This is a genomic window from Paenibacillus luteus, from assembly GCF_006542765.1.
Classification (GTDB): Bacteria; Bacillota; Bacilli; order Paenibacillales; family Paenibacillaceae; genus Pristimantibacillus; species Pristimantibacillus luteus.
The window spans coordinates 196,232-207,495 of record NZ_SKCD01000055.1; the positions used below are offsets into that span (position 1 = coordinate 196,232).

11 protein-coding genes are annotated in these 11,264 nt (G+C 48.2%); 6 read left to right on the forward strand and 5 right to left on the reverse strand.

Annotation, left to right across the window (positions count from 1 at the left end; genetic code table 11):
- Window positions 1–283: 283 nt before the first annotated feature.
- The gene (locus E0496_RS29410; protein WP_141505428.1) at window positions 284–1,270 is read left to right on the forward strand and encodes a cation diffusion facilitator family transporter; all 987 of its coding nucleotides are present in this window, start codon (window positions 284–286) and stop codon (window positions 1,268–1,270) included.
- Between the two features lie 482 nt (window positions 1,271–1,752).
- A complete protein-coding gene (locus E0496_RS29415) occupies window positions 1,753–2,406 on the forward strand; it encodes a suppressor of fused domain protein (RefSeq protein ID WP_141505430.1) in 654 nt (217 codons plus the stop codon).
- Between the two features lie 133 nt (window positions 2,407–2,539).
- Here the strand turns inward: E0496_RS29415 and E0496_RS29420 are convergent, their stop codons facing one another.
- Complete coding sequence (locus tag E0496_RS29420) at window positions 2,540–3,091, reverse strand: NADAR family protein (RefSeq protein WP_141505432.1); 552 nt, start codon at window positions 3,089–3,091, stop codon at window positions 2,540–2,542.
- Window positions 3,092–3,405: 314 nt separating this feature from the next.
- On the opposite strand from E0496_RS29420, the gene E0496_RS29425 reads away from it, so the two are divergent.
- Together E0496_RS29425 and E0496_RS29430 are read left to right on the forward strand one after the other, a co-directional pair.
- Window positions 3,406–3,759, forward strand: a complete 354-nt coding sequence (locus E0496_RS29425; protein ID WP_141505433.1) for a nucleoside/nucleotide kinase family protein — start codon at window positions 3,406–3,408, stop codon at window positions 3,757–3,759.
- A gap of 30 nt (window positions 3,760–3,789) precedes the next feature.
- Window positions 3,790–4,260, forward strand: coding sequence for a CcdC family protein (locus E0496_RS29430; RefSeq protein WP_141505435.1), 471 nt, complete (start codon window positions 3,790–3,792; stop codon window positions 4,258–4,260).
- Window positions 4,261–4,369: 109 nt separating this feature from the next.
- On the opposite strand, the gene E0496_RS29435 is transcribed toward E0496_RS29430, so the two are convergent.
- The gene (locus tag E0496_RS29435) at window positions 4,370–4,834 is read right to left on the reverse strand and encodes a hypothetical protein (RefSeq protein ID WP_141505437.1); all 465 of its coding nucleotides are present in this window, start codon (window positions 4,832–4,834) and stop codon (window positions 4,370–4,372) included.
- Window positions 4,835–5,123: 289 nt separating this feature from the next.
- On the opposite strand from E0496_RS29435, the gene E0496_RS29440 reads away from it, so the two are divergent.
- A complete protein-coding gene (locus E0496_RS29440; RefSeq protein ID WP_161601631.1) occupies window positions 5,124–5,549 on the forward strand; it encodes a MerR family transcriptional regulator in 426 nt (141 codons plus the stop codon).
- 4 nt (window positions 5,550–5,553) lie between these two features.
- On the forward strand, window positions 5,554–6,972 hold the full coding sequence (locus tag E0496_RS29445) for a DHA2 family efflux MFS transporter permease subunit (protein WP_141505440.1): 1,419 nt from the start codon (window positions 5,554–5,556) through the stop codon (window positions 6,970–6,972).
- A 48-nt stretch (window positions 6,973–7,020) separates the two neighbouring features.
- Here the strand turns inward: E0496_RS29445 and E0496_RS29450 are convergent, their stop codons facing one another.
- From E0496_RS29450 to E0496_RS29460, 3 genes are all read right to left on the reverse strand, one after another.
- On the reverse strand, window positions 7,021–7,395 hold the full coding sequence (locus E0496_RS29450) for a hypothetical protein (protein WP_141505442.1): 375 nt from the start codon (window positions 7,393–7,395) through the stop codon (window positions 7,021–7,023).
- Window positions 7,396–7,637: 242 nt separating this feature from the next.
- Window positions 7,638–10,028 (reverse strand): glycoside hydrolase family 95 protein, encoded by a 2,391-nt coding sequence (locus E0496_RS29455; RefSeq protein WP_141505444.1) that lies wholly within the window; start codon window positions 10,026–10,028, stop codon window positions 7,638–7,640.
- Between the two features lie 71 nt (window positions 10,029–10,099).
- Window positions 10,100–11,176 (reverse strand): Gfo/Idh/MocA family protein, encoded by a 1,077-nt coding sequence (locus E0496_RS29460; protein ID WP_141505446.1) that lies wholly within the window; start codon window positions 11,174–11,176, stop codon window positions 10,100–10,102.
- Window positions 11,177–11,264 lie beyond the last annotated feature (88 nt).

The following is an 11,264-nucleotide window of genomic DNA, read 5'->3' on the forward strand; positions in this document are numbered from 1 at the left end:
ATCAGAGGGATGCGCGACATCGATGTCGCGCATCCTTTTTTGTAAAGGGAGACGGTGTTTGTATATCTTATGACCGGGGTAAATACAAATACGATACCGTGATCTTTTCGTAATTATATCTTTCTTTATCCCTAGGTGATTCTGAAGTGTCTAGGAATACTCGTTAAGTGGAATGATTTAGAGGAGATCACAATTTAGTAACGGCTGAGGCAAAATTGGGGAAGAAATCATCAGTTACGTAGGACGGCTGAATTCGGATATCAAAAAATAGAAGGAGGATTCTATGAACGCAGCATCAGAACGCCAAGGCTTTATAGCTATGCTTAAAAAAGGCAATAAATCCTCCGCGATAGCGATGATTGGGAATGCCGTGATTGCGGCGATTAAAGCATTTGCTGCGGCTTTTAGCGGCAGCGGCGCCATGTTTGCGTCAGCGATGCACTCACTGGCTGATGCCATTAATCAGGGCTTTGTATTTGCCGGGAGCATCCTCTCGGAGAAAAGGCCGACGCCGCGGTTTCCGACCGGTTTTGGGCGCGTCATTAATATTTTTTGTATGGTCGCCGTCATCGTCGTTACCATTATGGCTTATGAAACGATAAGGGAAGGCTGGCATTTGATCCAGCACCCTGTAGCGAGCGAAGGGATTTGGCTTAATATTGGCGTTCTGCTCGTCAATCTTATCGTAGATGGGTGGATTTTGGTCAAGGCTATGAAAGAAATTCTGACCGAGACCAAGGCGGAAGCGGATGGCTTTAAGCTGGTAGGAGCGGCTTTCAAAAATGTAGGACGCTCGGCGCCAGCCACGCGGTTAGTCTTTTATGAGGATATCGTTGCCGTTACAGGAGCGCTTCTGGCGATGGTTGCCGTCCTGGTGGTCTCCTTAACGACTTTTGAGATCATGGACGGTGTCGTCACGGTACTGATTGGATTGCTGATGGTAGGTGTCGCTTTCCGAGTGGGGTACGATAATATGATTGGCCTGATCGGAGTTTCTGCACCGAAGGAGGTAGCCGACAAGGTTTCCAAAATCATTTTCTCCGAGCCGTTCGTGACGGATATTTATCAGCTGCGCATCTTGCAGGAAGGGCGCTACTACCACGTAGAAGCGCTGATGGAGCTGAAGCCGGGACTTACACTGGCTGATGCCGACGACATTAAATTCAAAGTTCGGGATAAGCTGCTCCAGGATTCTGACATTACGGATGCTATATTAGGCATTATCGAGGACGACGGCGTAAAAAGCTGGGTTCCCATTGATAAGCGTTAGTGGGTTGAACTAACACCCCCCTAATTTACTGTAAAGCGAGAACAAAACAAGCGCAATGTCCCCCGAGGGATATTGCGCTTGTTTGTTCTATTCATGGTATGGAACAATCGTTTAGTCTACAGGAAATGTACTTGGGAAATAACAATTTTATCTGTAAAAAGGCTCTGTGCTGCCGGGGGGATTCTTCTTCTAACCCTCCATATCGTCCGAGCTTGTCCCCTTTTGTTGCGTTAGCTACCCTCTGAGTGATTTAGAAGGATTTTATCCCGCTATTTTAACGGGAGAAATTCCTGTTATATCACAACCATTCTGTAGTCACCACTGAATAGGAATGAAAGCGCCAAAGGAGTTGGGGCCGCCTCTTTTTTATAAAATGCCTGGCTATCATTACAAGAAGGACAGTTACCGATAAAAGGAAGGAAAGAGAATAATATTTACGAAAAATGAGGTTTATGGAATTTATTGATTATGGAGGTATGGGAATGGTACGGTCAGCCGAAAATTACGAAAAAATTTATAACCATGTTGAACAGCATATTGGCCCTATCGCAGGGGTTTTTCGGGAGATCGTTTCAGATGTCATGGCGGTTGATATTATTGTGGCAGCCCCAACTTCAAAACGGAATTATTATACGATGGTTACATACGGAATGAGCGAATTGCCAATGACGGTACCGGAAGGGGCCGAGGACTACCGCTACGCCGAATTGATGATCTGTCTGCCGCCGACTTGGAAGATTTCCGACGAAGCTTTTCAAGATGAACGGAATTACTGGCCGATTCGCGCGCTGAAGACCTTAGCAAGATTTCCGCATGAGTATCAAACGTGGCTGTATATGGGGCATACCCTCGCCAACGGCCAACCGGCAAAGCCGTACAGTGATAATGCGGGTTTTCAAGGCATGCTGCTTTCGTTTCCAGATGTAGAAGATAAGCAAGGATTTTTTAATTTAGACCTCTCCAGCGTAAAAACCGTACATTTCTTCAACTTGGTTCCCATTTACCAAGAGGAAATGGATTATAAAATGAAAAACGGCATGGAGGCTTTGTTCGCGAAGCTTAACAAAATAGGTACGGATGACGTAGTGAACTTGAAACGTAAAAATACTTGTAAAAAGGTTTTTGGACTATTCTAGGCAACGAAATTTATCCAAAGTAAGTCCTTCATTGCGTACGGCGATTGTTTATATCCACAAGCGGATCATATTCCCGGCAAGGAATAGCCGATGAATATGATCCGCTTCACTAATAAGCCTATTGGGCAGCAAGTTATGACTGTAGTAATTGATCGCGCACTTCGGTTAGTGCGAAACCAAGCAAGTTTCTCCCCCGCCATTTCATCGGATTATTTGCATGTGGATCATCCATGGCTAACCCAATTCCCCATATGCGGTCGACAGGACTTGCTTCCACCAAAATTCGGTTTTTCGTTGTTTTCATATAGCTCCAAAGTTCAGGGTTTTGCTCGAATTTTGCATCATTTCCTCGTTTTACGATGTCGTAGCAATGGTTTTCCCAAATATCGTTGCGGAAAGAATGAACCGCACGTCCGAATGCCTTCATCTCTTTTGGGTGTATCGTCTTCATAATGGCATCCAGCATGTTTTTATCGTCAAAAAGCCGGGCTTTCTCCGCCATCATATATTGCTCCGTACAGTTGTAAGAAACGCCATCCACGATGAAAGGGCAGATCCACCATTGGCTGAAACAGCTGGCATTAACACTGCCGTCAGCAGGAGGTGTATGCCCCCAGAAAAACAGAAATTTCATTTTCTCCCCTGCCTGATAGGCTTTATGTAAATCATCAAGTTGGTATATCATAGAATTCCCTCCCGACTTCTTCACTATTTTTTTCCATGCGAATGTTTGCATTTATGCAGCTTTAATTAATAAATTCAAAATGATAATATCAAAATAACATATTTAATCTTATGATGTCAACGTACCATTGTGATTGGAGAACGAGGTGGGAGAAGAATTTAAGCTACACAGAGCACAGCGTGTCTCAATGTGACAGTAGGATAAGAAAAGAAGGCTTTCGCAATTCCGCACGTAGAGCATGCGTTCATTTCCTTTCATATGGTAATATAAGTGTGTGATTTTATTTTAGTATAGAGAGGGTCGTCATACGTTGCATGTTAACAATAGGCATAGCCGGAGGCTCGGGCAGCGGCAAAACGACATTAAGCAAGTTTTTGGCTGATGGCCTGAGTCAGAGACAGTTCATGGTAAATGATCCTGCACTCCGGGAAAAGCTTGATTATAAAATATTTATGGATTGTCCATCCGATGAAAGGTTAGCCCGAAGGCTGCAGCATTTCGTTAATGGCCGTTACTCAAATGATGAGATCGTAAATGAATATTTGGATCTTGTCAGACATAGGCATGATTTATATGTTGAGCCTACACATTGGCACGCCGCGAGGGGCAAGCATAAGGGGAACCAGGTATTGCTGGAGTGGTTACTGCAAAAATTACAACAAAAATGATGAGCGCAAAGAAAGGAAAGAGAAACAGAAATGAATGAATCTTATTATGTCATTATCCTCTTAGTCGTTGGTTTAGTGTTATGGAGAAGAACGAGGAGCTTCTATAGGCCGATTCGGGGGAATGGAAGACGAATTTTGTTTCCACTGTTATTTATGCTGCCTGGCGTTATGCTCTGGTTTGATCCGACTGTTCATGCGCCGATGTATGAATGGTTAATTGCAGCCGTATTGGGAGCTGTATTATCCTTGCCGCTGATTTGGACGACTAATTACGAGGTGCGAGACGACAATCAAATCTATGCTAAGAAAAACATGGGCTTCATTGTCGCGTTTATCGTCGTGGTCGCTATTCGTTTCACGCTGCGCAATTATTTGAGCAGCATTGATCCACAAACGCTGGGCGCGCTGTTTATGCTGGTAGCCTTTTCTTATATTGTGCCATGGCGCATCGTATCGTACATGAAATTCCGCAAGGTGGTTCAGCAGCGCGTGGCTGCTTAAACCATCGAAAAAAAACAGTGTAAATACCCAAATTTTGAAAAAAAGGCTGTCTGGCATACAGGCAGCCTTTCGTGTAGGCGAACGAGAGGACATCGTGCGAAATGAAAGGTTAATTAAATAATTTACGCAGCATGTCGAAGTTGGATTTCTGGTCTCCTGTAGAAGTGGAGAGGTACCCCCAAACCACTTTACCTCCCTTTTCCATTACAATGATTTCGGTCTCGCCGTCCCCTTTTAGGAGAGAAGCATAGCCAGTTGTACCATCACTTAGAGTCTCAGATCTGTCTATGAGTTGCGGATTAAAAATCTTATCCTCCGCTTTAGTAATGATGTCTGCCGAATCCACGAGCATGGATTGCGTATCAGGGTGAATATGTTCTGCGACGAATGCTTTTTTGATGTTAATATCGGTTTCATTTAAGTATTGGTTTACGTAATCAAGAGACAGGGCTCCTGCACGTGTTTTTTCGCTACTTGACGAGGTTTGCTCGGGCTTATTCGGAATGGAATGGTTACTGCAGCCTGCTATAAGCGCAAGGGCAATGAGGAAAGGAAAATATATTTTCTTATTCAAGTAGGGAAACCTCCATTTATAAGATATGAATAGTTTAAATATGTTCCGAATTTTCCGTGTGTCATGTCACATGTATTATCTATTACCGTCTCTAGTACGTTAAATATACAATGAAGTTTCAATAATTTGGAAAATTATTATAGAATAGGTATTTTGATATTGTTTTATCGATCAAGCAACAGGTAGTTTAGGTTAGGTGGAAAATGCTGTTTATTCACCAACAGTTAACGTTGACGTTAACTGTAACCAGGCGTATGCTTAAACCATAAGATATCGGAGGTGCGGCGAATTGGAGCTGTTGAAGATTGAAGAAGTAGCTAAGCGTACGGGGTTAACGAAGCGGGCGATTCGTTATTATGAGGATTTTGGGTTGATTTCCGCGCCGGAGAGAACACAAGGGGGCATTCGGTTATATTCGGAAGAGGACATTGAGAAGATCAATAAGATTATTTTGGCGAAAGAGGTGCTTGGCTTCTCGCTTGCCGAACTGCAGCAGTACCTCGAATTTCAAACAATTATTGAGCAGCAGAAAAGCGAGTACCGAACGACGGAGGATCGTGAAGCGAGGCGCTCGAAGCTCATAGAGATGTCGCAAGTGTTGCAAAAAGAGAAAATGATGATCGACTTGAAGCTGACACGGATGGCGCAGTTCCAAGAGGAATTAATCGAGTTCGAGCAGCGCGTACTCAAGGCGATTGACCAATTACATGAATAGGAGCATGAATGTGGAACCATCACAGAGAGCAGCATCGTCATTTTGGACCATTATGATTGCCGTATTTTTTGGTAATTTTATGGCGTCCTTAAGCACAACTACGATAAATGTGGCGTTACCTATATTTATGGATGATTTTCAAGCCAGCCTGAATACGGTGCAATGGATGTTGTCCGGATTTATGATGGCGACGGGGATTATTGCTCCGATCATTGGATTTATGGGAGACAAATGGAGCTATAAACGACTGTATGTCATTGCTTTAGCGGGATTTACGTTATCCTCGTTGCTCTGTACGTTCGCTTGGAGCATCGAGTCGCTGATTGTTTTCCGAATTTTGCAAGGGTTGTTCAGCGGTATTATTATGCCCACGACGATGACAATCATTTATCAAACGATCGAGAAACCTAAACAAGCGGTCGCCGTTAGTCTTTGGAGTGTAGCTGCCATGCTCGCTCCGGCGCTTGGGCCAACCATTGGAGGGTGGCTTGCAGAAATTTACGGGTGGAAGTCTTTGTTTATCATGAACGCCCCAATCGGGATCATCGCCGTAATCGTGGCAGCCAAGTTCATTCCGAATTACTGCTTGAGCAGCGGCATTAAGCTCGACTGGATCGGCTTTGGCGCGGTGCTCGTTGGCACTAGCGCATTATTGGTCGCTTTTAGCGAGGCGCATCAATGGGGCTGGGCCGGCTGGCAGACGCTGGGCATGATTGCCGAAGGAATTGTTGTGCTTTTCTATTTCGTACGCAGGACGCTTCGGGTAAGCAACCCACTGCTCAATTTACGCGTGCTCAAGATTCCGCGCTTTACGTATGGACTGATTTTAAACTGCTGTATCACGGTGTCCCTGTATGCCGGCACGCTGTTGGTACCGATTTTTATGCAAAATATTAAGGGAGAGTCGAGCTTTGCGACAGGCATGGCAATGCTCCCGGGAACGCTGGCTATGGTTCTGGTTTCTCTTGCGGTTGGGCGGCTGTATGGCAAAATTGGGCCTTCAAGGCTGATCCTGCTCGGTCTGCTTCTGATGGGAATAGCGACATGGGAGCTTAGTCATGCGGGTGTCGCCACAAGCACATTATTCATCACCGTATGGGTAGCGATTCGTTATATGGGGATCGGCTTCAGCAATATGCCGGTCACGAACGCTGCAATGTCCGCAGTGCCAAGCGTGAACTCTGGCCATGCCTCGGCCGTCATGAATTGGATTAGGCAAGGGACGTCGGCGCTGTCGATCAGCTTGTTCAGCTCCATTTTGTCGTCACAGACGATTGCTCATCTAAGTGCTGGAGGCGTCGACAAAACAGGGGCGCTCTCGCTTAGCGTGCAGGATGTCTTTCATCTCGGAACGATGATTATTATTGTATCCTTGCCGCTCACATTACTGCTGCGCAAGCCGAAGGCAGCTGTTGCAACATAAGAAAGAGCGCCTTTGCGGGCGCTCTTTGCTATATCGATCATCCCTTATCTAAAAAACATGCACGCCTTCCAAGGCGACCTTGATTTTGCCATCGGTCTCAAGTACCTTCACCTTCACCTTTCGGCCGGGCTGGTATTGAGGGATATTAACCATATAAATGACCGCTTTAATGATGGTGCGGTAGGGATCGGCGTGCTCCCTTGGGATCGTTAAGCCGATAAATACTTCGGGATGGCCATTGATTTCCGTATTTGTTTGCCGTATGGAGCTTACTGTAGCATCGAAGGGCACGCCATTTTTTAAAATAAACTTGATTTCCCGATTATCCTTGAATGATTGCCGGATGACCATGAAGGCGAGCAGGCAAAGCGGCAAGGAGATGAGAGCTACAACAACGAGGATAATGCTTTCACCGCTACTCACAATTCACCAACTTTCATGGAGGATGGGGCAAAGCTGTCAATGCAAGCTTGCTTATAACTTATACTATGAGAAAGCATAGCATAATAGATATTAGATGGAAATATTTCCAAGGTCTTATAAATAAGTAGGTACTTTAGGAGCGGTAACGGAAAATAGCCCGGATTTATATAGATTTAAACAAGAAGGCTGTTCCGTTAGGTCTAAGGACCATGAGGAACAGCCTTCTTGTATGGGTTCGAGTGTTATGGTGCTGGGGTCAAGAGATAAACTTCTCCAGCCTTCGTTGCAAAAGTGTAACGACCGTTCACATCAGCTTGGCATGCGACCGTTGCACCATGACAAGTGACATGCAGAACAGCATTAGAGCGGATCGTACAGCGCTGACCTTGAATGGATTGGATTTCTGCAGCCAGAAGGCGTCCATCGGACCAGGAAAGCTTCACCGTAAAGCCGCCGCGAGCCCGAAGGCCCCATGCATTCCCTTCGGGCCAGGAATCGGGTACAGCGGGCAGCAGACAAAGCTCATCGTGATGAGATTGCAGCAGCATCTCAGCAATACCGGCCGTGACGCCGAAATTGCCATCGATCTGAAACGGCGGGTGCGCATCGAACAAGTTCACATAGACGCCGCCGCGGGTGAAGTCCATGACGCCGTCATCCTCGACTAGCTTCAATAGATTGGAGATGAGTGAGAAGGCTCGGTTGCCGTCTTTAAAGCGGGCCCAAAGGTTCACTTTCCAGCCTAGACTCCAGCCGGTCCCACCATCGCCACGCCTCTCCAGCGCCACTTGTGCTGCACGCAGGAGCTCAGGGCTCAAATCCGCTTGCAAAGCCTCTCCAGGGAACACGTCATATAGATGCGAGACATGGCGGTGCTGTTGATCCTCATCCCCGTAGTCCTCCGACCACTCTTGGAGCTGCCCATATTGTCCGATTTGGAGCTGCGGGAGCCGCCGCAGAGAAGCGGTTAGCTGTTCCGCAAACGAGAAATCCTCTTGAAGCAGTCGGGAGGCTTCTATGCAGCGCGTGAATATTTCACGGATTAGGCTGATATCTATCGTCGATCCTTTGCTGAGCGCGGGTATGCGCCCATCGGCAAGAACAAAGCGATGCTCCGGCGAAGTGGAGGGGGAGGTGGTTAGCCCGCCCGATCCATCATCAATCAGCCAGTCTAGGCAAAACAATGCCGCGCTGCGCATAACGGGATAAGCATGGTCCCGCAGATATCCGATATCCCTGCCAAAGCTGTAGTGCTCCCACAGGTGGGAGCACAGCCAGACGCCGCCCATCGGCCAATTGGCCCAAAGCGGATTCCCGTGCCCATAGTCGCCGGGAGGTGCGGATTGCCGCCAAATGTCCGAATTATGATGGGCTGTCCAGCCTCTACAGCCATAGTTGGTCAGGGCCGTTAGCTCTCCGGTGACGGCAAGCTCGCGGATGAAGTCAAGCAGCGGAAGATGACAAGCCGCCAGGCCGCATACCTCGGCAGGCCAATAATTCATCTGCAGATTGATATTAAGCGTATAATTGCTGCTCCAGATCGGCCGTGCATCGGCATTCCAAATGCCCTGCAAATTGGCGGGCTGCGTGCCTGGGCGAGAAGAAGCGATCAGCAGGTAACGGCCGTATTGATAGATGAGCTCCACTAATCGGGGATCATTTGCTCCGTACTCCTTAAGTCTGCGATCGGTCGTTAATGGTTCAGGGGCAGGCGATTGGCCGAGCTGAATTCCGTTAGCTTCATATAGCGGCCGATAGTCCGCAAGATGTGCTTGTAGAAGCTCTTCGTCCGTACGGGACAATGCGACACTCATCATCTGAGTCGTCAATTGCTCAGGCTGGTTGCCGGTTTCTCCGGCAGGTATACGATCGAATCCGTTAAAGCTTGTTGCCGCGCAAAAAATAAGCGTAACGGCTGTCGCCCCTTCAATATGAAGGCCGCTAGCATCGGTTCGCCAGCGGCCGCCGCCTTCAAGGCGAAAGCCGAGACGGCCGACAAAACGCATGGTGTTCGTTGTTCCTGCTTCTCCGTAACGGATCGGCTGATCCGTATCGTAATAGTTCGGGTCTACTTCCTCCGGGCAGTACCCTTGTAGCGTTAAGCCTTCATCGCTGCTAGTGACGGAAGACCGCAGCGGACTATCCAGAGACGCACGGAAGCTGAGCAGTCCGGGCTTGCTCGTACGCAGACGAATGATGATGGCCTGGTCGGGATAGGAGGCAAATACCTCGCGTGAATGAATGGTTTCTCCGATGCGATAGGAGGTACGGGCTACCGCGTCCTCAAGATCAAGCTCGCGTCTGTAATCGCTGATAAAGAAACCGTGGAAAAAACGCAGATGTAAATCGCCAAGCGGCATATAGGACTGTGTATAAGGCCCCATCATGGCGGCTTTGCTGAGCTGCTCTGCCTCTTCATGCCGGCCTTCGTCCAGGAGGCGGCGCAGCTCCGGAAGAGCTTCGCGGGCTTTGGAATTATTCCAATCCCGGGGATAGCCCGACCAGAGCGAATCTTCATTGAGCTGGATTCGCTCCAGATCAATGCCGCCAAAAATCATGCCTCCGAGCCTGCCGTTGCCGATCGGCAGCGCCTCGGTCCAGAGGCGTGCCGGCTTATCGTATGTGAGCTTCATCTTGCGTTTCTCCCTTCAGCATGCCTATCTTGTCCTACTGGCTGTTATCGCTGTTTATTGATTTGTGATCATTATCCAATATTAAATTCCTTGAGCACATCGTCAATTTTTACAGGCTGTCCGCCTATACTCGCGCTCCGCTCCATCGCGAGCATCAGACCGAGCGTGCGAATCGCTTCTCCAGCATCCGGCAGTGGTGTTTTCCCGCTATCGAGGCAATCTGCAAAATATTCAATGTAGTTCTGATATTCCCCGGCATGGTGGCTCTTGCCCTCAAAACGGAAATAGTAATCATTTTTCTCCTCGAACGTTTGCGTAACAGGCGCTTCGCCAGCAAAGTGCGAGTGGTATTGCAGGTTAGAATACTCGGAGCGCGAGCTGCCTTTGGTTCCGCGAAGAACACAGGCAATCGAAGGCTCTACGTGTTGTCCAAGCGTCGGAAGCGTATAGTCACCGGCAATTTGGGCGATTTGGCCGGATGGGTTGCGCAGCAGGAAGCGCAAAGAATCCCAAGCATCCATGCCATGCTCTTTGGTATTGTCGCTCGTCAAGGCATAGCCTGTTACCTCGCTTACGTCCGGTAAATACCAGCGCACCATGTCCACGGCATGAATCATGAAGCCATACATCCAGCTAAAGCCTTTTTGCTTGCTCCAGCCTTTATCCAGAAACCAGCGCCCGTCGGTAATATAATGCGATTCCACAACGGATAATGCGCCGTGCTTGCCGGCCTCATAGTCGCGGCGCTGATGCAGCATTGGCTCGAAAAAGCGCGTGCTTTGACCCACGAAGAGCTTGCGGTCTGTGGATGCACTCAGGCGAAGCAGCTCCGCTGCATCGTCAAGCGAAGGGAGTACGGGTTTCGTGCAGACCACATGCTTGCCTGCTTCAAGGGCCTGCTTGATATGGGTGAAGTGGAGCTGGTCCGGCGTGTAAATGGCAATCACGTCGATTTCGGGATTTTGCAGCAAATCGTTATAGTTGGTCGTCCAGCCGGAGAAGCCGAATTCTTCCTCGCGGGCACGGCATAGCTCTTCATTTAAGTCGCATACGGCCTCGAGGCTCCAGCGGCTGCTTTGCAGCGCCGCGGACATAATGCTGCGTCCTTCGCCGAGTCCGATAACGCCGAGTTTATAGGTTTTTGTCATGTGATTATCTCACCTTTCCTTCGCGTGTAGTAGTTGGTAGGCAAAGTATAACGAATTGCGCGGTAATCCGCTTGTCAGGAGACAGGCA